Raw genomic sequence first — 22,098 nt, 5'->3', positions numbered from 1 at the left:
AATGAAACCGGCGCTCGTTCTGGCCCTTGTCGGCGTTCTGGGCGCCGGTCTTCCTGCGCTGGCCCATGCCGGTCAGTCGCAGCCGGTCGCCCAGGTCCAGAGCGGCGCCGTGCGCGGCGTGGTTCAGGACGGTGTCGCCGCCTGGCGCGGCGTGCCCTATGCGGCGGCGCCCGTCGGTGATCTGCGTTGGCGCCCGCCCCAGCCCGTCGCGGCCTGGGCGGGGGTGCGCGACGCGGGTGCGCTTAGCCCGGACTGTATGCAGGGGCGGATGCCGAACCTGCCAGGGGTGAAGGTCACGCCGCCCGCGCCTCTGTCTGAGGACTGCCTGTATCTGAATGTCTGGCGGCCTGAACGGGTATCGGCGCGCCAGAAGCTGCCGGTTCTGGTCTGGATCCACGGCGGCGGGTTCGTGAACGGCGGGTCGTCTTCACCGGAAACCTATGGCGATCAGCTGGCCAAACGCGGCCTGGTGGTCGTCACCTTCAACTACCGGCTGGGGCGGCTGGGCTTCTTCGGCCACCCTGGCCTGACGGCGGAACATCCTGACGAGCCCAAGGGCGATTACGGCCTGATGGATCAGATGGCGGCCCTGCGCTGGGTCCGGGCCAATATCTCAGCCTTCGGCGGTGATCCCGCCAATGTCACGGTGATGGGCGAATCTGCGGGCGGCATTTCCATCAATCTGCTGCTCGGCTCGCCAATGGGGGAGGGGCTGTTCGACCGCGCCATCATCCAGTCCGGCGCCGGGCGTGATTTCCTGGGGCGCGAACGCCGCCTGTCCGAAGACCTGGAGGGCGCGCCTTCCGCTGACAGCCTGGGCGCAGCCTTTGCAGAGCGGCTCGGCGTCACGTCCACGGGCGCCGAGGCGGTCGCAGCCCTGCGCGACCTTCCTGCGGAACGGATCAATGGCGACCTGAACATGATGACCCTGGTCGTCGCGGGCCCCCGCGCCCTCTATGCCGGGCCGGTGGTCGATGGCCGCGTCGTCGCCATGACGCCGGAGGCCCAATATCGTCAGGGGCGTCAGCGGTCGGTTCCGGTCCTGATCGGCGCCACCACGGCGGATCTCAGTCTGGAGTTCGCCAACAACAAGGACGCGACCTTCGCCAAGTTCGGCGCCGATGAAGCCGCCGCCCGCCATCTGTATGATCCCGATGGTCAGACCCCGGTCGAAGGCGTCAACCGGGCGGTAGGCAGCGACAAGAACATGGTCGAGCCTGCGCGTTTCGTGGCCCGCGCCTTCGCCGCTCAAGGCGCACCCGTCTATCAGTACCGCTTCGGCTATGTGGCCGAGGAGAAGCGTGAGGTCGATGTCTGGGGCGCCGGTCATGCTTCCGACGTCGCCTATGGTTTTGATCGGTTGAGCGCCATGCTGGATCACCCGACCCAGCAGGATCAGGCGGTGGCGACGCGTCTGGCGGACTATTGGGCCAACTTCGCCCGCAACGGCGATCCGAATGGACACGGTCTGCCGAACTGGCCGCGCTTTGAGACACAGACGGATCGCCTGTTGTCGGTGACGCCGCAGGGCGGTTTCGTCGGCGAGACCGATCCGCTGAAAGCCCGGCTGGATTTCATGCAGGGCCGCGCGGACAATCACTGATTTCTAGGCTGAGGGGGAGGGCGCAAAATGCTGTCACGGCGTGGATTACTGGCGATGGCGGGGGCCGCGCCCCTTGTCTGGTCCTTGAGTGAAGGCGGATCGGCGTCAGCGGCGGTCGCCCCGCCTGCGGATCTGGGCGTCCAGTTGTGGATGGTGCGCCAGTCGATGGCGCAGGATTTTCCCGGCACGCTGAAGGCCCTGGCCGATCTGGGGGTCCGCAAGGTGGAGCTGGCGGGCGCGCCCGACCTGTCCGGCGCCGAACTGAGGGCGGCCTTTGACGCGGCGGGCCTGGCCTGCGTCAGCGGTCACCTGCCCATCCTGCAGATGACCGATGCGGAGCTGGACCACCGTCTGGCCTATGCGCGTGAGATCGGCATGACCACGGTGGCGGCGCCCATGCCCGGCTTCGCCGGTCTGTTGGAGATCGCGCCTGCGGATCGTTTTGCGGCCCTGCTGGCGCATCCCCTGACGGCGGACGACTGGCGCTGGAACGCGGATCGCCTGAACCAGATCGGCGAGAAGGCCCGCTCGGCAGGCGTGGCCATCGCCTATCACAACCACAATGTCGAGTTCGCCGATGTCGGCGGACAGGCGGCCATGGACCTGTTGCTTGAGCGGGTCGATCCCGCGCAGGCGCATTTCCAGTTCGATGTCGGCAACGCCGTTCTGGGCGGGGCCGATCCGTTCGACCTTCTGGCCCGTCATCCGGGGCGGTTCCGCTCGGCCCATCTGAAGGATTGGCGCGCGCCGTTGCAGCCCACGACACGGCTTGCGTCGCCTGCGTCCGCCGCTTTCGGCCAAGGGGTGATCGACTGGGCGAGCTGGCGCCGCGCCTCCGCCGAGGCCGGGATCGCCATCTCCTTCATCGAGCGCGAGAACATGCCGGTTGGCGAGGAAGTCGCCGCCGCCGGTCAGGCGCTGCAATACTTCACCACACTGCAAGGACAACGGGCATGAGGCGCAAGGGTTGGGCGGGGCGGCTGCTGACTGTCTTCGGTATCGCTATCGCCGCATTGGTTCTGCTGATCGCCGTTCTGGTGGTCCGCACCCTGATGTTGAAACCGACCGCACTGGCGACGGATCAAGCGCCTGCTGTCGTGGCGTTCGACCTCAATCAGGCGGCGGACCGGCTGGGTCAGGCGATCCGCTTCGAAACCGTGTCGCATCAGGACAAGGCCGAGAATGACCTGAGCCAATGGACCGCCTTCCATGACTGGATGGCCCAGACCTATCCCGCCTTCCACGCCGCCGCCAAACGCGAAACCGTCGGCGAGGGCGCCCTGATCTGGACGTGGACGGGGCGCAATCCGGCGCTTCAGCCGATCATCCTGATGGCGCACCAGGACGTGGTCCCCGCCTCGCCCGAAACCCTAAACGAATGGAAGACGCCGCCCTTCTCCGGCCTGGTGGCGGATGGCGCGGTCTGGGGGCGCGGCGCCATCGACGACAAGGGCTCGCTGATCGCCCTGCTGGAGGCGGGCGAGGCCCTGGCCAAGGCCGGCCGCCAGCCGGAACGCACCATCATCGTCGTCTCCGGCCATGACGAAGAGGTCCAGGGCAATGGCGCCAAGGCCGTCGCAGAGGTGCTGAAGGCGCGCAACATCCGCGCCTGGTTCGTGCTGGACGAAGGCTCGGCCATCATCGAAGACCACCCCGCCGTCAAAGGCCCCGCCGCCCTGATCGCCGTGGCGGAAAAGGGCTATGTCACCTTGAAGATCACGGCCAAGGGGCAGGGCGGTCATGCGTCGGCCCCGCCCAGCCAGACCGCCGTGTCGGTTCTGGCCCGCGCCATCACCGCCATCGAGGGCAAGGCCTGGCCGCTGCGTTACGACGGCGCCACGCGTGAGGGTCTGCGCGAACTTGCGCCCTATGCGCCCTTCTCGACGCGGCTGTTCCTGGCCAACGACTGGCTGTTCGGCGGTCTTCTGGCCAAGCAGATGGCGGCCAACCCCGCCGCCGCCGCCGGAATGCACACCACCATCGCCCCGACCATGCTGAGCGGATCGCCCAAGGAGAATGTCCTGCCCCAGACCGCCAGCGTCTGGATCAACTACCGCATCGCGCCGGGCGCCTCGGTTCAGGATGTCGTGGACCGCGCGCGTGCGGCGACCAAGGGGCTGCCGGTCGAAGTCGAGATCGAGGGGATGGGGCGTGAGCCGACGCCGGTCTCGTCGTCTAGGTCCGACGCCTACCGCTATCTGGCCAGCGCGCTGGGTGATGAGGCGCCCGCCACCCCGATCGCGCCCTCGCTGATGATCGCGGGTTCGGATTCCCGCTATCTGACGCCTGTGGCGCAGGACGTGTACCGGTTCGCGCCCAACCGTTTCCACCTGTCGGAACTGGGCATGATCCACGGCGTCAACGAACATATGACGCTGGATAATCTGGAGCGGAATATTCGCTTCTACGCCCGGCTGATGGCCGGCGAAGCCGGAACGGCCGCCCATGCGAACTGATCGCCGTAATCTGCTGGGCGCGGCTCTGCTGGGGGCGGTCTGTTTCAGTGCGGGCGCGTCGCTGGCTCAGACCACGCCGCTGAAGCCGCGTGCGCCGGAGATGACCCGACCCGCCGCCTGGGACGCCGCCGAGGAGATCATGCTATGGCCTGCCGACGCGCCGGGACGCGAAAGCTACAGGCCCCTTGCGGACTTTCCCAACTGGCCCGGCTCCTTCCTGAAGTCGACGCCCGCGCCGTCGATGCGGATCTGGCGTCCGGCCCAGCCAAACGGCCGTGCGTTGCTGGTCATCCCGGGCGGCGGCTATATGTTCGTCTCCATCGCCAATGAAGGCGTCGAGGTCGCAGAATATTTCGCCGCAAAGGGCTATCTGGTCGCGGTGCTGAACTACCGCCTGCCGGGCGAGGGCTGGCCCAATCGCGCCGATGTGCCTTTGCAGGACGCCCAGCGCGCCATCCGCCTGCTGCGTCAGCGTGCGCAGACTCTGTCCATCCAGCCTGATCATGTGGCGGTGGTCGGGTTCTCGGCGGGCGGGCATCTGGCGGGCAGTCTGGCGACCGGTTGGACAGAGGCCGTCTATGCGCCCGTCGACGCCGCCGACGCGCTCAACGCCCGCCCTGACGCAGTCGGCCTGATCTATCCGGTTCTGTCGCTTGAGGCGCCGCTGGTCCACAGCGGTTCGCGTGGTCTGCTTCTGGGCGCCAACGCCCCCGCCGAACTGAGCCAGAAACGCTCGCCCGTCCTGCACGTCGGCGTCGAAACCCCGCCCAGCTTCCTGGTCCACGCCTGGGACGACACGACCGTATCCGCCGACAACAGCCTGGCCTGGATCGCCGCCGCCCGCGCCGCCCACCGCCCTGTCGAGGCCCACCTCTATCAAGAAGGCGGCCACGGCTTCGGCCTTGGCGTTCCGGTTTCTCCGTCAACCACCTGGGCCGCTCTGTTCGTGAACTGGTTGGACCGGATTTTGGAGTAGATATTTGTACGGCGGCACTGTGCAGGGCCTCTTCGCCGACGGCCAACAGGGTCTGTACGTCGCGTGTCTGTACCAGCAACAGATCGCGCGGCGACAGGTCCATCTCATGCAGCCTTGGGCCGTGGGGCCGTCCCGCCGCTAAAGTCTGATCAAATAACTTGGAAATCTGAACGGTCGTTTTGATTGACTAGGTCGTTGTCTAGGTTCCACCACCATCAATTAGCTTCCACTGTTGTTTTGGGGGCCATTGTTCATGGTCATTAAATGGTGGGAAATCATTGGCATGTTTGGCGTTGCGATTGGTTCGCAAGAAGGGTAATCACGCACCGGCCTTGCTTCATCGGGCGCTGGATTTAGTCTGACTTGCCGCCCTGCTTTCCATTGCCAATGCGTGAAATCGACGAGGCTGATCGTCGATTGCAGACCTATGTGCGGGGCAAGGTCAGCAACCGTCAGGACGCAGAGGATATCGCCCAGGAGAGCTGGGCGCGGATGGCGGCGGCGACGCGGAGCGATCGAGGCGCTGTCGAGAATGTGCGGAGTTATCTGTTCCGCATCGCCCGCAATCTGGTGATCGATCATCGTCGCCGGGCCGCCTCCATGGTCGAGGTCAAGGTGGACGAGGCGGTGATGGAGCGGGTGGCGGAGGCGCGACCTGATCCTGAGTCTGCGCTGATCACCCGCACGGAGTTGCTGCGCATGGATCGGATCATGGCGGCCATGCCGGCCCGACCGAGGGAGGTCTTTCGCCTGTCGCGCATCGAGGGTTTGTCGTTTGCAGAGATCGGGCGTCGGTTGGGCACGTCACGCCAGACTGTGCACGAGCATATGACGCGAGCCCTCCTGGCTATCCAGATCGCCGCCGAAACCGATTTCGATCCAGAACCCTGACATTCAGCAGGGTCATTCGTCTCTATGTCTGGGAGGCCGGCGTGGCGCGCGCCTTCAAGGAAGAACAGGCCTGTGACCCGACCTAAGCCGAGTACCGCTTTGCACGACGACGTCGAACCGGTCATGGCCGAGGCGACGCGCTGGTTCGTGACCCTGCATGAAGACCCGACCGATGCGCAGGCGCGGCCCGCGTTCGAGGCATGGCGAGACGCCGATCCCCGCCACGCCGCCGCCTATGCTCGGCTTCAGCAGTTGTGGGGGGCGTCTGGGCATCTGCCCAGTCTGGCGCGCCCAGCAGCGACGGTCGGTCGCCGCGCGGTCCTGCAGGGGGCTGTGAGCGCAGGGGCTGCGGTCGTCTTGGTTGCGGGCGCCGGGCGGCTGTTTCTGGGCGCGCACCCGTTCGCGGACCAACGCACAAGTGCTGGCGAGCGCAGCACTGTCATTCTGGCCGATGGATCACGGATCGAACTGTCGACCGCCACGGCCCTGGCGACGGATTTTTCTGAGGGCAGGCGCAGGATCCGCCTGCTGGAGGGCGAGGCTTGGTTTCAGGTTGCGCCTGATCCGAACCGTCCTTTTGTCGTCGAGGCGGCCGGGGGATCGACCACGGCTCTGGGCACTGCTTTTTCCGTCGCACTGAACGGCGAGGGGGCCGAGGTGTCGGTCACCGAACATGCTGTGCGTGTCAACGCCAGGGGCGGCAAGGCGCGTGTTTCTGAGGGTGAAAGCCTGAGCTATGGCGCGAGCGGACCGGGGCGGGTGCAGGTCGCCGACCCGTCGGTTCTGGCGTGGCGCGAGGGACGTCTGGACTTTGTGAACCGGCCCCTGGGCATGGTCGCCGCGACGCTGGATCGCTGGACTGGCGGGCGCACTGTCATTCTGGACAAGGTGGCGGCTGATCTGCCGGTGACCTTGACCCTGGGTGTCGAGGATGCGGCGCAGGGCCTGGATCGATTGGCGGAAGTGACGCCGATGCGTGTCACGCGCCTGATGCCCGGCTTGACCGTCGTTCGGTTTATATGAAAATAAATCGCATTCGCACCTGACAAATCGCCCCGTCGCCCGTCTCTACAGTCGAGGGCAGGTGACGCGCCTGCCGACATGCACCAGGGGCGCAAATGAAAACCATCCTGAACGGCCGCCACAGACTCCGTTTTGCCCTGCTGATGGGCGCCACGGCTGTCGGGGCGGCGCTGACCCATGCGACGCCGGTCTATGCCCAGGCGGCAGGCCACGTCAGCCTGAACATCCCGGCCCAGCCCGTCGGCTCGGCTCTGACGGCCTTCAGCCGCGCGACCGGCGTGGACATCGTCTATGGGGCGTCGCTTCCCAATGCCACGTCGCCGGGCGTGTCGGGGCGGTTTGCGCCCAGCGAAGGCCTGTCGCGCCTGCTGGCCGGGACGGGCCTGACCTATCGCTTCACGAGTGTGGACACGGTGCGGCTGGAGCTTGCACCACAGGCGGCGGACGGGGTCATTCAGTTGGGCGCGGTTCGGGTTGAGGGCGTAACGGGTGCGGCGCAGAGCGGCGGCAACGGCGCCGCGGCCGGATGGGATGGTGTGGCCTCGTCTATCTATACGACGGCGGGTTCCGTCAGCGTGATCTCCCGCGATGCGCTGGAGGCCTATCCGGGCACGACGCCCGCTGATGTGTTGAAGAACGTCACTGGCGTTTTGTCGGGAGAAGCGACCAGCAGCGGCAGTCTGGATGTCAACATACGCGGCATGCAGGGGCAGGGCCGGGTGCCGGTCACCGTTGACGGTTCACTGAACGGCACGACCGTTTATCGGGGCTATCAGGGCACCAGCAACCGCACCTTCATCGATCCGGACTTCATCAGCAGCATCGCCATCGAAAAAGGCCCGGCGATGGGCAACGCCGTTGCGGGCGGCATCGGCGGTTCGGTCAGCATGACCACGCTGAAGGCTGACGATATCGTGCCAGAGGGCAGCGACACGGGCCTGCGCTTCCGTCTTTCAGTGTCAAACAACACGTCTCAGCCCGGCAGCACCGAGCGGACCAATCTGTTGGTGTCCAACTACTCCCGGCAGAAGCCGCTGGCGGCGCTGCGCGGAACCGACCGCCCGACCTTCCTTGATCCAACTGCTGGATCAGGCAGTCTGGTCTTCGCCCGCAAAAGCGACTGGATGGACCTGGTCGCGGGCTACGCCTTCCGCCGCACGGGCAACTATCATGCGGGCACGAATGGCGACGGCGCGCCCAAACGAGCGAGCGCGCCGTCGGCCTACTGCGCCTCGGGACAGGCGAACGGTTATCTGGCGGAACTCTGCGCCAGCGCGGCAGGCTTTTACGAATCTGCCGGATCGACCCCCTTCGTCGGCGGCGAAGAGGTTCTGAACACCGCCAGCAACACGGAATCCGTAATGCTGAAGGCGACGATCCGCCCCGCGCCCGATCACACGGTGGAACTGGGCTATGGCGGCTATTGGAGCCAGTTCAGCGAAAACTATCCATCAGAAGTCTATGAGGGCGGCACGGTCAGCCAGCGTGGCGTGCCGTCAGAAACCAGCCTGAACCGGTTCACCGTGCGTCATCGCTGGAACCCTGAAAACGCTCTGATCGATCTAAAGTCGAACCTGTGGTTCACCCAGTTGCACGAAAGCTCGGCAGCCATCATCAACACGCCGGTGGTGCGGCGCTATGTCGATACGTTCGGCGCTGATGTGTCCAACGGTTCGATCCTGAGCACGCCGCTCGGTCTGTTTTCAGCGGACTACGGCGTCTCCTATCTTAATGAAGAGACGGGGCCGGATGGGGCCTGGGCGCCGGTCGGGCAGGGCACGCCGGGCCGTGAAGGGCAACGCGAAGAAGTCAGCCTATTCACCCAGATGCAGTTGGACCCGACTGACTGGCTGCGTCTGAACGGCGGACTGCGATATCAGGAGTATTGGCTCAAGGACAAACAGAGCGGCACGAACTTCTACTCCGCGATCTTGGATCGAAACGAGGACGCCTTCAGCTTCTCGCTGGGCGCCACCGTCATGCCCGCCGACGGCTGGCAGGTGTTCGCCACCTACAAGCAGGCTTCGCGTCTGCCGTCCCTGATGGAGGCGACCGCCGGCTTCTTTATGATCGCCAACCCTGACCTGCACGGTGAAGAGGCGCGCAATTGGGAGATCGGGGCCAACTACACCCGCGCCAATCTGTTCACGGCGGATGACCAACTGGGCTTGAAGCTGGTGTGGTTCGACAACGACATCCGCGATTACATCGCCCGCCGCTACATCCGCAAAAGCTTCTCGATGCAGATGTACAACATCGACCGCGCCAAGTTCAGCGGCGTCGAGGCCAGCGCCAGCTACCGTATCGGCAGCCTGAACATCGACGCGGGCGCCACCTGGTATGACAAGGTCTCCTTCTGCCGTCCGGGCGAATCCTGCCTGTCCAGTTCATTGGCCTCGGACTACGCCACAAACTACATCCCGCCCGAGTTTGCGGCCAATCTGACCGTCAGCCGCGACTTCCTGCATGACCGGATGAACCTCGGTGCGCGCCTGATTTATCGTGGCGAACGCGCCGCCGCCTTCGAGCCCACCGACAGCGGTTTTGCGCCGCTTCTCTCCGCCATTCCGTGGAAGGCCTATACGACCGCTGACCTGACAGGGCGATATAAACTGGGCCAGGGCCTGACGCTGGACTGGAGCGTCGAGAACCTGACGGACCGATACTATATCGAGCCGCTCAGCCTGGGCGTCATTCCCGCACCGGGCCGCACCTTCCGCATCGGCCTGACGGGCCAGATCGGCGCTAGCGGTTTTGACTGGCCTGCAAACTGGTTCTCCGGCCGTGGCAATGAAGAGGCCTTGGACTGGAGCGGCGCCTATGCGGGCCTGAGCATGGGGCATGGTTTCGGGCGTGAGCAGGGGTGCATCACCGATCGGTTCGGCGCCTCCGTCGACGGAGGTCTGGTCGATGAGCGGATGCATAACGCCACGGTCGGCGTCTTCGGCGGGGTCAACTGGCAGATTCGAAACAACATCGTCCTGGGCGTCGAGGCAGATGTCATGACCGGTGCGCTGGAAAGCGGCTCCAGCGTCCTGGTCACGGACCCCGACCTTGACAATCTGGTCTTCTACAAGCGTCTGGAATCCAGCGCGGAATACAGCTGGGACTGGTTCGCCAGCCTGCGGGGTCGTGTCGGTTATTCGTTCGGGCGATCGCTGATCTACCTCACCGGCGGACCGGCCTTCCTGCGCGAAACCCAGAACCGGACCCAGTATCGCAGCGATCAGGAAGGGGACAATGTCCGCGTCGCATTCCGCGAGACATCCAAGGCGAACCGCTCCGGCTGGGCCCTGGGCGGCGGCGTTGAGCGCGCCATCGGCGAGCACTGGTCGTTCCGCGCCGAATATCTGTACGCCGACTTCGGCAAGGGCGGCTTCGACTTCGATCAGGCGCGCGCTGGGGTCGGGCCGGACACGTCGAGCTATGAGTTCAAGCGCGACCCTGTGACGGGCGATCTGGTGTTCGACGACAACGGCTGGCCGATCGGCGAGTTCGTGACCAAGACCGGGTCAGCGAACATCATCAACGGTCGCAAGAGCCGCACTGACGCTGACATGCACACTGTGCGTATCGGCTTCAGCTACCGCTTCTGATTGGGAGATTGAGACATGACCGATCTCATCGCCTTGCCCCGTTCCAAGCGGCTGAAGGCTCTGACCCACGACACCCATGATCGGCTGGACAAATCGATCATGGAGGCGTCGTCCTTCGATACTCTGGAGGGCTACGGCCGCTTCGCAGGCGTGCAGTGGGCCTTCCACCGCGACATTGACGCGCTGTATGACGACGCGGGCCTGATCGCCCTGCTGCCGGGCCTGGCCGAGCGCCGTCGTCTGGGGCTGATCGCGCAGGATCTGATCGACCTTGGCCTGTCAGAACCGCTCGTTGATACGCCGCCGGTCTTCCCGTCCGAGCAGTCGGTCGATGCCGCCACGGCGCTGGGCTGGCTCTATGTGGCCGAAGGATCGAACCTGGGTGCGGCCCTGCTGCGAAAAGCGGCGGCCAAACTGGGTCTGTCGGACGATTATGGCGCGCGCCATCTGGCGCCGTTCGGCGAGGGGCCTGCCGCCCATTGGCGCGTGTTCACCACAGCTCTGGACGCGGCCGTCCTGACGTCGGAAGAGGAAGGCCGCGCGGTCGCCGGGGCCAAGGCGGCCTTCGCGCGAGTTCAGGCGCTGGCCAATGCCGCCCTGCGCTGAGGTGGGCGCAGGCATCGGCCTGTGGCGGTTGAGACCGTGAAGGGCGCCACGCCGAGCGGCTCCTTTCGCCTGTCGAACCGCTCGCGCAGTCACAGGGGCAGGTTGGGAACGGGCGTCGCTGTTTCGGTGTTTCTTCACGCCTCGCCCCTGATCCTGGCAGGTGTCTATTGGGCCAACCGGCCGCCCGTCGTTCAACCGCCCGATGCGGTGTTCGAGATCGAACTGTTTCGTCTTCAAGCCCTGCCCAAGCCGCCGTCGGAACACCCGCCGGGGCCCAAACAGGTCGAGGCGGTGAAAGAGGCCCGGCCGAGGGCGCCGATCCAGCCCCGGATTCAGACGCCGCAGCCGCCGACAGACGTGGAGCCGCTGGCCATGCCTTCGACGCCGCCCTCCATCACGCGTCCGCTTCAGACGACGCCCGCACCCGAAACCACGGCGCCGCCCACACTTTCAGCCCCGCCTGCCGCCAACGCCTCTTCGGCGACGGACACCTGGCAGGGGCGGCTGCTGGCGCATCTGGAGCGGCTGAAGCGCTATCCGCCAGAAGCCCGTGCAAGGCGGTTGCAGGGCGTGGCCTATGTCCGTCTCACCATGGATCGCGAAGGCAGGGTGCTGTCATCCGTCATCGAACGCAGTTCAGGCCAGCCCGCCTTCGACCGTGAAGCGCTGGCTCTGCTTCAACGCGCTCAACCCCTGCCTAAGCCGCCCGCCGAAATCTCCGGCGACCGTATCACCCTGTCCATGCCGGTCGAGTTCTTCATGCGGGGAAGGTAACGGCTAATTCGGCGAGGGGCTTCGGTATCGCGAAAGCCGACGAGGTCATCCGATCCTACAAGGTCGGATTTCTCATGAACGACGGCTTTGACCCGGAAGGGCTCGGGTGTGAGACGTGGGGCTGTTGTAGATGCCCCAAGAAGCGCTGGTCGTCTTTCGCCCTGATCCTTAGGTGAAGCGACGAGGCACGTGTCATGATTTGTATCGGCAGTGCGCTGGTTCGGCGCGTCTGTGCAGACGCACTGTCTGTGCTTTCTTCCGGCGAGCCCAAGCGTCTGCGGTATTCGAAATTCGGGTTCTACCAGCCCTTGACCCTCAGTAGGGTGCCGCAGCGACGCCTCGACCGGAAAATGACGTTTGTCTTACCCTCTGCAGAGAAAATCTGTGTAATCAGTGCCATAAGTCAGACCAGTTCTTGGTTCGGATGTCCCCTCAAAACTGCTCTTCTGCCACCGAACGTCAGGAAGCTGAGCAACGAAAGCCCCCATGCTGAGGCGGCACCGTAAAGCGTGGCCCAGGCGACGCCGTTGGTCAGGGCGTCGCGGGCTGTGGTGACGGACAAGCCGCTTGTTTCGGCGACGCCTAGGTTTCCTGCCGCAACGGTGTCAGCCAATGTCTTCAGTGTGGTCGTCGAAACTGGCGGCAGGGCCTGACTGAGGTGGGTATGAACGCCGCTCAAGAGGATCAGGCCCATCAAGGCGATGTTCACGGACAGGGAGATGAATCGTGCGCTCATATCCATGCCTGAAGCCATGCCGGCTCGTTCTGGCGGAACCGCTGCAGTCGTAGTGTTCGTGACGGTGGTGTTGGTCAGTCCTAGACCGGTTCCCGCGATGATGCAGCCAGGGAGCAGGGTCATCCAGTTCGCCTGGCGACTGGCGATGGCGAGGTGCAGAAGGGCGAAACCTGCGCCAATGGTGAATAGGCCAAGCGGAATGACCAGGCCCGGGCCGCGACGCAGCAGCAGGCGTTCCCCCAGGGGCGGGGCCACGATGGTCGGCACCGTATAGGCCAGTATGGCCAACCCTGTTGCTATGGCGTCATAGCCGAGGCCTGCGTGCAGATAGAGCGGCAGGTAGACCACGAAGGGCCAGAAGCTGAAGTTCATCCCGCTGGATCCTAGCAGGGCGCCGGACAACTTGCGGATGTGCAAGGCGCTGAAGTCAAACATCGGCCGCTTTGCGCGCGTCTCCACGATGATGAACAGGATCAGGGTCAATGTGCTGATTGCCAGGATCGTCAGGGCGGCTGGGCTGGTCAGGCCCAGCTCTTGCCCCTGGGTCAGCAGATACACGCTGCCGATCACCGTAATGGACAATGTGATCATCCCCGCAAGATCGACCTTCGTGGCGTGGGGATCAGAGGATTCCTCGATGCCTTTCTGGGCGAGGATCAACGTGGTTGCCGCAAGCGCAACGTGTATCAGAAACACCCAGTTCCAACTGGCCAGGGTGATGATCGCCCCGCCGACGATCGGACCGAAGCCTAGACCGATGCCGAAGATGACACCCCACCAGCTGAAGGCCCCGCCACGCTCCGCGCCATCACGAAATTGGTGCGACAGGATGGCCACCTGACATGCCAGCATGGCGGCGGCGCTGAGCCCCTGCAGGAAGCGTGCGGCAATCAGAAGCGGCGCGCTGGTCGCCAGGCCACAGATTAGTGAGGCGATGCCGAAGACTGCGACGCCGGACATGAAGGCGCGCTTACGGCCGAAACGATCCCCTAGAGCGCCCATCGCCATCAGCACAGCGCACATGGCGATGGTGTAGGCGTTCATGATCCATTGCAGTTGCCTGAAATCGGCCGGCAGAACGTTTTCCAGCGTCGGCAGGATGGATGGGATGCTGGTGATCTCAAGCCCGAGCATAAGTGACGACAGACATACGGCGGCAAGTGCGAAGCCGTTTCTTGGGGACGGAGAGGGGGGCATGTCTGGCCTTGTTATTGAAGTGGCGCGTTACGAGGGATTTCAGCGCGACCCTTTGATGGGTTGCAGACATGCGGCTGGCGTCACCATTTGAAAATGGCGAGATTTTCCATTTCAGTGACAACAAAAACGGATAGATGGGGCCATGTTGGAAGTTGACGCCGTTCGGGCCTTTGTGCTGATCGTCGATCTTCAGAGCTTCACCCGCGCGGCGGAAGCTCTGGGTTCGACGCAGGGCGCAGTTAGTGTGAAGCTGAAGCGACTTGAGGAGCGGCTCGGTAAAAAACTGATCGAGCGCACGCCGCGCCAGGTGCGCCTGTCCGTCCAAGGCGAGGCCTTCCTGTCGCCTGCGCGTGAGTTTCTGGCTGCACATGAGCGCGCTTACGCTGCCCTGGCCGCCGAGAAACGAAAGTTCCGACTCGGGATCGCAGCTCATGTCATGGGGCCGGAGGTTCCGACCCTGCTAGCGAAGTTGAGAAGATTGGATCCCTGTCTGACGATCGAGGTGCTGGTCGATAACTCCCGCGCCTTGTTGGACGCTTATGAGGAGGGGAGGCTGGACGCGGTCATTGTGCGCAGCGACGACGACCGACGAGACGGCGAGGTTCTCGGGCCTGAGCATTTCGGCTGGTTCGCATCGGCGGATTTCGAGCACCGTGTCGGTGAGCCGTTGCGCCTGGCCAGCCACCCGCCGTGCTGCAAGGTGCGCGAGGTGGCGATGCGGCTGCTGGATGGTGCGCAAATCCCTTGGACAGAGGCGTTCGTAGGGGCCACCCCTGCAGTGATGGCGGCTCTATCTGCAGGCCTGGCGGCGGCCGCTTTTCCGCGACGATTGGCAACGCCTGACATGATTGAGGTGAGCCAAAAACTCGGGCTGCCTGAGATTCCGTCCTTGTCGATTATCCTGCACTCATCCCTAACCGACGCCAGAACACGTGAGACCCTGCGCGCCATCACGGCCGCCTTCAGCGAACACAGAAGGCCGTCATGAAGGCAGATTCAATACGAACAAGTCGTGGCGCTTTCTTAAGTGAAGCAGGTGCGATCTGACGCGGAAGGCTGAGTTTATTGAAGTCAGTTCCAACGTTCTGCTGTGATGATCTTATGGATTGTAACGCGACATAATTAAATATCGTGCTTGTCGCGGCGTCGAACGCCCATCAGCAGCCGTTGCTCCAGCCGACCGCGCAGGGCGGCGTAGTAGGCGCTGAGGAAGTCGTAGTCCCTGTCGTCGGTGCGGGACCAGTCGATCTTGTCGGCGATGCGTTCGGCGACGGCCTTCATGGTGTTGCGGTCGCGCTGGCGCAGGACGGTTTCAAGGACATGCAACTCCTTGGCGCCATAGGCGTCAATCTGCGCCGAGGTGAAGTCATAGGCGGCCAGGCGTTCTGAACCGTCGTCGGCCATGTCGCGGGTCAGCTTGCGTTTGGGCGTACGCACGACCCAGGTGCCGCCCACAAGATCGCCCGCACGCAGGCGGTCCTTGTTGAAAAGGGGGAAGAAGACGAAAATCCCGGCCCAGACCAGCGCCAGGAGATACATCCAGGCGTCGACGCCCTGACCCGCCCGGCTGATCAACAGGGACAGCGGCAGGAACACTTCCAGTTCGCGCAGGGCGTTGCGGGCGAAAACCGATTCCGCCTTCAATCGCCCGCCATCGCGTGAGGCGACGCGCAGGCCCATGACGCGTTTGCCTGGCGTTGCGGCGGCTGCGGACAGTTCGAACCCGGTGAAATAGAAGTTCCGCAATACGAAGAAGACCAACAGCCAGATGACGGCGACGATCTCTGCGCCTTGTCTGCCTCCCCCTGCGGCCGCGCCGATTCCCATCAACAAGGCGATGATGGTGAAGGCGATCAGCACGCCGATGATGATGGCGGCGTCCAGCAGGAAGGCGGCGGCGCGCTGACCAGCCTCGCCGATGTTCAGACGCAGATCGACGCCTTCCGGCGTGACGAAGGTGCGTTCGGTTCCGGAGCGGGCGACGGGTTCAGCGGCCAAGACGCGCCTCTCTGCGGGGGAAGTAGAAATAGGCGGCCCAGACCAGGGCGGTGAACGCCGCGACGCCGTAGCGAAGACCGGTGTGGACGATCAACTGGCGGCCAAACCCTTCCAGCAACCCCGCAAAGAACAGCATGACCACCACCCCGCCCATGACGATGGCGGCGGTGCGTCCAGCCTCTACTGCGGCGTCCAGACGGCGTTTCTGTCCCGGGAAGGCCACGGCCCAGCCGATGCGGAAGCCTGCCGCGCCCGCCAGGATGACGGCGAACAGTTCAGTCACGCCGTGGATCAGCAGCCAGCCGCCAACCTCAACACCCAGACCCCGACTGGCGAACAGGGCGACGAAGGCGCCCAATGTCGCGCCGTTATAAAGGATCAGCATCCCCGTCGGCAGGCAAAGGGCGAACCCCAGTGCAAAGGCCAGGATGGCGACCTGGGCGTTATGGGTGAACAGGAAGGCGGCGAAGACGGACAGGCCGCCACTACCGTCTGATCCGTCCAAGGTGGAGCGCAGCGTTTCAGTCGAGGCGGCGGGATCGCGCCCGCCGGCCAGTTCGCCCGGCACGAAGGCGTAGAACCATTCCGGTTCATGAAGCACCAGCCAGGCCGCCACCGCCGCGCCCAGCAGCATCAGGGCGGTCGAGATCAGTGTTTCGCGCCACAGACCACGCACGGCATTGGGCCAGTCGTTGCGGAAGAAGCTGGTCAGGCGATCCTGCAGGGTGGCGCGAGACCCATAGACGAAGAAATAGGCGCGGGCGGACAGGGTCTCCAGATATTCGACCAGCCCCCGGTCCAGCGAGGTTTCCCGCGCGACAGACAGGGCCGAAAGGGTCGAACGATAGAGAACTGGGATGGCCAGGATCTCTTCGTCCGTCAACTTGGACGCCGACCCCGCCTCGGCCTTGGTCATCAGTTGTTCAAGGCGGCGCCAGTCGCCCTCGCGCTGCTGGCGGAAACGCTGGCTTTTCAGCAGTTGGGCGGGACGAACGTCGGTCACAGCAGGTCCCTCCGCTTCAGATCCAGATAGGCGTTGATGACTTCCGGGCCGATCCGGTCGGCGGGGGTGTCGACGATGTGGGCCCCCATGCGGCGCAGGCGGCTCACCACCACATCACGCTCACGCAGCAGGGATCCGGCGACGACGGCGCGGGCGACATCCTCTGGCTCCTGCGGTTCAGCGGCGGTCAGGCTTTCCAGTTCCTCGTCGCGCATGACCACAAACAGCACCAGATGCCGCCGCAGCAGACGGCCCAGGGACTCGATCATCAGTTCGGCGGCGGTGGAATCGGTGAAGTCGGTGAAGACGACGATCAGCGAACGGCGTTGAAGCTGGCCGGACAGGGTCGAGAGAGCCAGGGTGTAGTTGGTCTCGTGCGTCGAATAGTCGATGCGTCCTGCGACCGCTTGAAGGCTGCGGAAGGCGTTGAGGCCGCCCAGGGCGCCGGTCGTCACGCGCGGCGCGGAATCGAAGGCGAACAGGCCCGCGCGATCGCCGGATCGCAGGCAGGCGTAAGACAACAGAAGGGCGGCGTTGATGGCGCGGTCGATGCGGGGCACGCCGCCGACCGGTTCGCAGGCTGCGCGTCCGCAATCCAGCGCCATGATGACATTGTGGTTGCGTTCGGTGCGGAATTCCTTGGCCAGCAAGGCGGCGTGGCGGGCCGACTGTTTCCAGTCGATGGCGCGACGATCCATGCCCGCCTGGTAATCGCGCAGGGACTGGAACTCCGAGCCCTCGCCCATTTCGATCTGGGTCTTGGCGCCGAACAGGGCGTCGCGAGCGAACAGGCGCACGGCCTGGTCGCGCACGGACTGAAGATCGGTCAGGACCGGGGCGGGCAGGTTCAGGCTGAAAATCTTCTGCTTCCACGCCAACCCCAGAGGGCCGCGCCAGCGCACCCAAAGGTTTTCAAACTCCGCCGTTCCGCGTCGTTCCGGCGTGAAGGGGAAGGTCAGGATGGCGGAACGATCTTCAACCTTCGCCTGTCGGGATGCTGTGGTCAGGCCCAGGCGCGCGTCGGCGGAGGCGGCGGCCTCCACCGTCTGCGGCACCGGACCCTTGCTTGCGAACCGAACAATGAAGCCCGTCACGCCGGGGCGGCCCACCGCTGCGCGCACTGGCTCTGGCGCGTCGAGGCTTAGCCCTGTGCGTGATCCGGCGCGCACGGCGTCGATCGCAATCAAGGCGTAGACGGCGAGGATCCAGATGGGGCCAGCCAGCCAGCCCGCAGGCGTCAGCACGCCGGCCAGCAGCGCGACAGGCGCGCCGACGCCCATGACCATCACCGCTCGCCGCGTGGGATAGATCACCGGGGCGCTGCGACCCGCTCGACCAGACCGGCCAGAACCTGATCCACGCGACGGCCTTCGATCTCTGCGGCGGGCGACAGGACCAGGCGGTGGCGCAGGGCAGGCAGCGCCAGCAGCTTCACGTCGTCAGGGATGACATAGTCGCGTCCGTCCAGCGCCGCGCGGGCGCGGGCGCCGACGGCCAGCATGGCGGCGGCGCGGGGCGATGCGCCTGTGTCCACATCGGCCGAGTCCCGTGTGGCGCGGACCAGATCGGCGACATAGCCGATGACCTCGTCTGTCAGGCGCACATCGGCGACAGCATTGACGGCGGCGTCGATCGTTGCGGCGTCGGCGACGACTTCGACGCCCAAGGCGATGGGGTCCATCTGGCCGGTGCGCGATCCGTGGGCGGCGATGATGGCGCGTTCCTGCTCCAGCGACGGATAGGCCAGGACGTGCTTGAACAGAAAGCGGTCAAGCTGGGCCTCGGGCAGGGGATAGGTGCCCTGCTGCTCGATGGGGTTCTGGGTGGCGACGACGGTGAACCGTTTGCTGAGGGCGTGCGCCTGTCCGTCGATGGTGATGTGCCGCTCCTGCATGGCTTCCAGCAGGGCCGCCTGTGTCTTGGGCGGAGTACGGTTGATCTCGTCCGCCAGCAGCAGTTCGCAGAAGATCGGCCCGCGCGTCAGGGTGAAGGCCGAGGTCTGGAAGTTGAACAGATTCGATCCGATGATATCGCCCGGCATCAGGTCCGGGGTGAACTGGATCCGTCCGTAATCCAGGCCGACGGCCCGCGCGAAGGCCTGGGCCAACAGGGTCTTTGCGGTTCCGGGCGGACCTTCCAGCAGGACGTGGCCGCCCGCGAACAGGGCGGTCAGCAACAGATCGACGGCGCCGTCCTGACCGACGACCGCCTTGGCGATTTCGGTGCGGATGCGATCGGCGACCGCCTTCACCTCATTGACGTGCACGGGTCAGCTCCTGGTTCCAGCGATAGAGGTCGCCGGCCACCTGCATCAGGTCGCCGGGTGTCTTGGCCGCCTTGGCGCGCTCGGCCAAGGCGGAATAGGTCGAATGTGCGCCGGTCGTGCGGCTGACGCGGTCGAGGAAGGCGTTCAACTCATCGTCGCTCAGGCTGCGCGGGGCCCCAATGACGCGCGCGACCGCGGCCCGGACCAGCAGGGCGTAGGGGGCGGCCATATGGTGTTCGCGCTTGGCCAGCCGCACCAGAGCCGCTGTGTTGTCGGCTAGGCCGCGCTTGCCCAGCGCGATGATGCGGGCGTGGTCGCGCGCCGGACCGAAACGCACGGCCGCCTGGAACCCCGCCAGCACAGCCAGCGCCGCCAGGATCAGGGTCAGCCCCAGCAAGGGCGGCTCAAGCATCAGCCGCAACAGGCTGCGCGTGCGCTGGAACCCATGCAGGGTCAGGTCGAACACCACGGGAGAACCATCGGGCCGCAATATCTCGATCAGATCGACCGCCGTGCGGGCGCCGGCCAAGCTCTTGAGTGCAGAAGTGTCCAGGAAGTCGGAATCGGCCAGCACATAGGTGCGGGTTTTACGGTGCATGGCCAGGATGGCGTCACCCTGTTGTGTCACCACGACCGGAATCCAGGCATCGCCGCCGATGGTCCGCAGCGCCTCGATCTGCACCGGCTTGCCGAAAGACGTTCCGTTTGGGCGACGTAAAGACACGGTCGCGCGACCCTCTCGCTCGATCAGGGTCGTATCCTTGAGCAGGCCTTCCGGCAGAATCTCCAAACTGCTCTTGCCGCTGTAGGAGTTCAGCGTCCGGACCCATCCTTCATGATTGGCGTCCGGCGCCGCCACCCATTTCGGCAGGATGATCAAGGTCGGGCCATAGTGAATGATGTCGTCGATCTGCTCCGGCTTGGTCTGAACCGCAGGTGTCAGAACCAGAAGGCTGTCATCCGAAGCGTCGGTCAGAACGCCGCGATTCAGAACGACCGGGACGCCAAGGCTGCGCAATAGAACGGGCAGGGTGCCAAAGCCGGTGGAAGCCTTTGACAGGGCATGGCCGCCGCCGTCGTTGCCGGACTTAAGCTCTGGCGAATAGGCCGACAGGATGCCGACGCCAGCCAGCGCCAGCACGCCGACAACCAGGATGACGATCATGGTGACGGGTGAAAAGGCGCCGCTGGCCGCCCGGGATGTCCGGCTCATGCGCGCCAGCCTTCTGGAAGAGCGAAGGCTTCATAGGCGTCGCGGCAGTCGGCGAAATCCTCAGCGTCAACGGGTGCACCGCCAAACAGGCTGCGCTCCACGACACGACCAATCTTCATGAAGGCCGGGCGCGCCGCCTCTGGCAGAGAGGTCAGCCCTGCGATCTCGCGCGTTGTCAGGGAGATGCGCAGGGCGCGCGGTTGATGTTTGTCGATATCCTCGACGCTGCGCAGCAGAAGCAGGTGTGCAGCCTCGGCATAGCGGCCTTCGGCGGCGAGGGCGTCCGCGCCTGCCAGTAGGTCGCGCGCCGCCTGTGCGTCAGGCCGCCACTCTGCATCAACCGCCGCCTTGGGCTTGTCAGGCTTGGCGCGCGGCGCACGTAGCCGCAGAATTTCACGGATGATGAGGTATAGGATCGCGGCGGCGAGCAGGGCCAGACCGATCCACAGCACCCATTTGAGAGCCGGGGCGATGGCATCCAGCATGTCGCCTATCCACTTGGGCCACTGCGGAATTTTCGGCGGATGATAGCCCGTGCGGTCGAACTGGAACGAATCGTCACGCAGCAGCCGGTCATGCGCCTGCTGCAGGGCGTCGTCAGAGGGCTTTGCCCTATCCTGCATGATTGAAAGAGGCGTGCATGGAGATGTTTCAGCCATAACGGCGGTGGCCGGACAGTCAACCGTGCGTAGCGTAGCGCGCCATTTATTCCGTAAGGGAGGCGCAGGGACGGCATGACGGCGGATAATAATGCGGTCTTTTCATCCGGGCGCCGTCCTAGTTCATAGGATTAACGCGTTCGGGGGGCGAACATGTTGCTGGCGATCGCCTTGGGTGAAACCGTTTACTGGGCGCATCGGTGTCGGCGCCTGATCCTTTTGTCCTCACTGACAGCCATGATCGTTACCCTAGGACTGTTTGCAGCGCGCCACGTACATCTGGCGCAGCATTTCACCACGCTGTTGTGAACGGAAAACGACGTTCTCTGATTGTGCTGAGATGCTGCGAGGGCGCTGGCGGAAGCGGTGGGATTCGAACATCACTCCATCGACCTCCACGACCCTCCACAGGCCCTGAACTTTAGGCCTTGTTAGGCCTGCCAATCCTCCACCTAACTCCATCGACCTCGCCTGACAGCGGCGGGGCGAACTTAGGGTGGCGACCGATGCTGGCGTTAGACTATGGTCGCCTACGTGTCCAAGGCTGAGAATGATCGGCTGGTCAGCCAAGCCATTGCCATGGGGCTGGTTCCAAGGCCGATGACCGCCACGATTGCCGATCTGATCGAGAAGCAGGCCAAAGTCTATTGGCGGTGTCCGGTCCGGACGCACCTACGTTACTCGCTAGATCGAATGCGGCCGTTAAGAAGTTACACCCTTGACGGGTATAATTTTATTCACACATAACGATATACAATCTTGACGTGTGTGGAGATTGGCCGTGCGTTCATTGTCCGTGAAGTCGAGTTTCGTGCGTGCGGATGGCGGCAGCGCCGCGGTTGAGTTCGCCTTGGTCGGGCCGATCATGGTGGTGCTGATGATCGCCATCGTCGTCTATGGCAGCTGGTTTCTGATGGCCCAGTCGGTCCAGAGCCTGGCGTCCGAGGGCGCGCGAGCGGCGATCGGCGGCTTGGACGCCAGCGAGCGCGAAGCCCTGGCGCGGGCAGAGATCGCAACCTCTGTCGCGCGCATGGGGGCGCTGGAGCCCGCCAAGACGACTGTGCGGACCGTCAGCGACGCCCAGCGCATGCAGGTCATCGT

General features: G+C 64.8%; 19 protein-coding genes. 12 read left to right on the top strand and 7 right to left on the bottom strand.

Features of this window, described 5'->3' with window-relative positions:
• Nucleotide 1: 1 nt before the first annotated feature.
• The 9 genes from JKF87_RS16955 to JKF87_RS18605 all read left to right on the top strand — a co-directional run bounded on the left by JKF87_RS16955 (nucleotide 2) and on the right by JKF87_RS18605 (nucleotide 11,925).
• Nucleotides 2–1,603 carry a carboxylesterase/lipase family protein gene (locus tag JKF87_RS16955; protein ID WP_201101061.1) on the top strand — a complete coding sequence of 534 codons (1,602 nt, stop codon included), beginning with the start codon at nucleotides 2–4 and terminating at the stop codon, nucleotides 1,601–1,603.
• A 27-nt stretch (nucleotides 1,604–1,630) separates the two neighbouring features.
• Nucleotides 1,631–2,560 carry a sugar phosphate isomerase/epimerase family protein gene (locus JKF87_RS16950; RefSeq protein WP_201101060.1) on the top strand — a complete coding sequence of 310 codons (930 nt, stop codon included), beginning with the start codon at nucleotides 1,631–1,633 and terminating at the stop codon, nucleotides 2,558–2,560.
• Nucleotides 2,557–4,059: a M20 family peptidase gene (locus tag JKF87_RS16945; RefSeq protein WP_201101059.1), complete on the top strand. Its 1,503-nt coding sequence runs from the start codon at nucleotides 2,557–2,559 to the stop codon at nucleotides 4,057–4,059. The genes JKF87_RS16950 and JKF87_RS16945 overlap by 4 nt, the downstream gene beginning before the upstream one ends.
• Nucleotides 4,049–5,035: an alpha/beta hydrolase gene (locus JKF87_RS16940; RefSeq protein WP_201101058.1), complete on the top strand. Its 987-nt coding sequence runs from the start codon at nucleotides 4,049–4,051 to the stop codon at nucleotides 5,033–5,035. Before JKF87_RS16945 ends, JKF87_RS16940 begins: the two co-directional genes overlap by 11 nt.
• A gap of 387 nt (nucleotides 5,036–5,422) precedes the next feature.
• Complete coding sequence (locus JKF87_RS16935; protein WP_201101057.1) at nucleotides 5,423–5,926, top strand: RNA polymerase sigma factor; 504 nt, start codon at nucleotides 5,423–5,425, stop codon at nucleotides 5,924–5,926.
• Nucleotides 5,927–6,025: 99 nt separating this feature from the next.
• Nucleotides 6,026–6,949, top strand: coding sequence for a FecR family protein (locus JKF87_RS16930; RefSeq protein ID WP_201101056.1), 924 nt, complete (start codon nucleotides 6,026–6,028; stop codon nucleotides 6,947–6,949).
• A 95-nt stretch (nucleotides 6,950–7,044) separates the two neighbouring features.
• Nucleotides 7,045–10,545 carry a TonB-dependent receptor domain-containing protein gene (locus tag JKF87_RS16925; RefSeq protein WP_201101055.1) on the top strand — a complete coding sequence of 1,167 codons (3,501 nt, stop codon included), beginning with the start codon at nucleotides 7,045–7,047 and terminating at the stop codon, nucleotides 10,543–10,545.
• A gap of 15 nt (nucleotides 10,546–10,560) precedes the next feature.
• Entirely contained in the window at nucleotides 10,561–11,151 is a 591-nt protein-coding gene (locus JKF87_RS16920; protein ID WP_201101054.1) for a biliverdin-producing heme oxygenase, read from the top strand.
• Nucleotides 11,152–11,172: 21 nt separating this feature from the next.
• Nucleotides 11,173–11,925, top strand: a complete 753-nt coding sequence (locus tag JKF87_RS18605; protein ID WP_201101053.1) for a TonB family protein — start codon at nucleotides 11,173–11,175, stop codon at nucleotides 11,923–11,925.
• Nucleotides 11,926–12,328: 403 nt separating this feature from the next.
• On the opposite strand, the gene JKF87_RS16910 is transcribed toward JKF87_RS18605, so the two are convergent.
• A complete protein-coding gene (locus JKF87_RS16910; protein ID WP_201101052.1) occupies nucleotides 12,329–13,858 on the bottom strand; it encodes an MFS transporter in 1,530 nt (509 codons plus the stop codon).
• Between the two features lie 142 nt (nucleotides 13,859–14,000).
• Here JKF87_RS16910 and JKF87_RS16905 point away from each other — a divergent pair, with 142 nt between their 5' ends.
• The gene (locus tag JKF87_RS16905) at nucleotides 14,001–14,846 is read left to right on the top strand and encodes a LysR family transcriptional regulator (RefSeq protein WP_201101051.1); all 846 of its coding nucleotides are present in this window, start codon (nucleotides 14,001–14,003) and stop codon (nucleotides 14,844–14,846) included.
• A gap of 134 nt (nucleotides 14,847–14,980) precedes the next feature.
• On the opposite strand, the gene JKF87_RS16900 is transcribed toward JKF87_RS16905, so the two are convergent.
• From JKF87_RS16900 to JKF87_RS16875, 6 genes are read right to left on the bottom strand one after another with little or no spacing between them, the layout of a single operon-like run.
• Nucleotides 14,981–15,856, bottom strand: coding sequence for an RDD family protein (locus JKF87_RS16900; protein ID WP_201101050.1), 876 nt, complete (start codon nucleotides 15,854–15,856; stop codon nucleotides 14,981–14,983).
• Nucleotides 15,846–16,859, bottom strand: coding sequence for a stage II sporulation protein M (locus JKF87_RS16895; RefSeq protein WP_307418330.1), 1,014 nt, complete (start codon nucleotides 16,857–16,859; stop codon nucleotides 15,846–15,848). Before JKF87_RS16895 ends, JKF87_RS16900 begins: the two co-directional genes overlap by 11 nt.
• Nucleotides 16,856–18,172, bottom strand: coding sequence for a DUF58 domain-containing protein (locus JKF87_RS16890; RefSeq protein WP_201101049.1), 1,317 nt, complete (start codon nucleotides 18,170–18,172; stop codon nucleotides 16,856–16,858). The genes JKF87_RS16895 and JKF87_RS16890 overlap by 4 nt, the downstream gene beginning before the upstream one ends.
• Entirely contained in the window at nucleotides 18,169–19,125 is a 957-nt protein-coding gene (locus tag JKF87_RS16885; protein ID WP_201101048.1) for an AAA family ATPase, read from the bottom strand. Before JKF87_RS16885 ends, JKF87_RS16890 begins: the two co-directional genes overlap by 4 nt.
• Complete coding sequence (locus tag JKF87_RS16880; RefSeq protein ID WP_236261471.1) at nucleotides 19,112–20,338, bottom strand: DUF4350 domain-containing protein; 1,227 nt, start codon at nucleotides 20,336–20,338, stop codon at nucleotides 19,112–19,114. Before JKF87_RS16880 ends, JKF87_RS16885 begins: the two co-directional genes overlap by 14 nt.
• Nucleotides 20,335–20,961: a DUF4129 domain-containing protein gene (locus JKF87_RS16875; RefSeq protein ID WP_201101047.1), complete on the bottom strand. Its 627-nt coding sequence runs from the start codon at nucleotides 20,959–20,961 to the stop codon at nucleotides 20,335–20,337. Before JKF87_RS16875 ends, JKF87_RS16880 begins: the two co-directional genes overlap by 4 nt.
• A gap of 189 nt (nucleotides 20,962–21,150) precedes the next feature.
• Between JKF87_RS16875 and JKF87_RS16870 the strand changes: the two genes are divergently transcribed.
• Both JKF87_RS16870 and JKF87_RS16865 read left to right on the top strand, forming a co-directional pair.
• Nucleotides 21,151–21,306 (top strand): hypothetical protein, encoded by a 156-nt coding sequence (locus JKF87_RS16870; protein ID WP_201101046.1) that lies wholly within the window; start codon nucleotides 21,151–21,153, stop codon nucleotides 21,304–21,306.
• A 472-nt stretch (nucleotides 21,307–21,778) separates the two neighbouring features.
• The coding region (locus JKF87_RS16865; RefSeq protein ID WP_201101045.1) for a TadE/TadG family type IV pilus assembly protein at nucleotides 21,779–22,098 on the top strand (320 nt) is incomplete at its 3' end.

It is taken from the genome of Brevundimonas nasdae, assembly GCF_016654005.1.
In the GTDB taxonomy this organism is placed as follows: domain Bacteria; phylum Pseudomonadota; class Alphaproteobacteria; order Caulobacterales; family Caulobacteraceae; genus Brevundimonas; species Brevundimonas nasdae.
The sequence above is the reverse complement of the archived record's forward strand: the minus strand, read 5'-3'. Positions and strand labels throughout refer to the sequence as shown.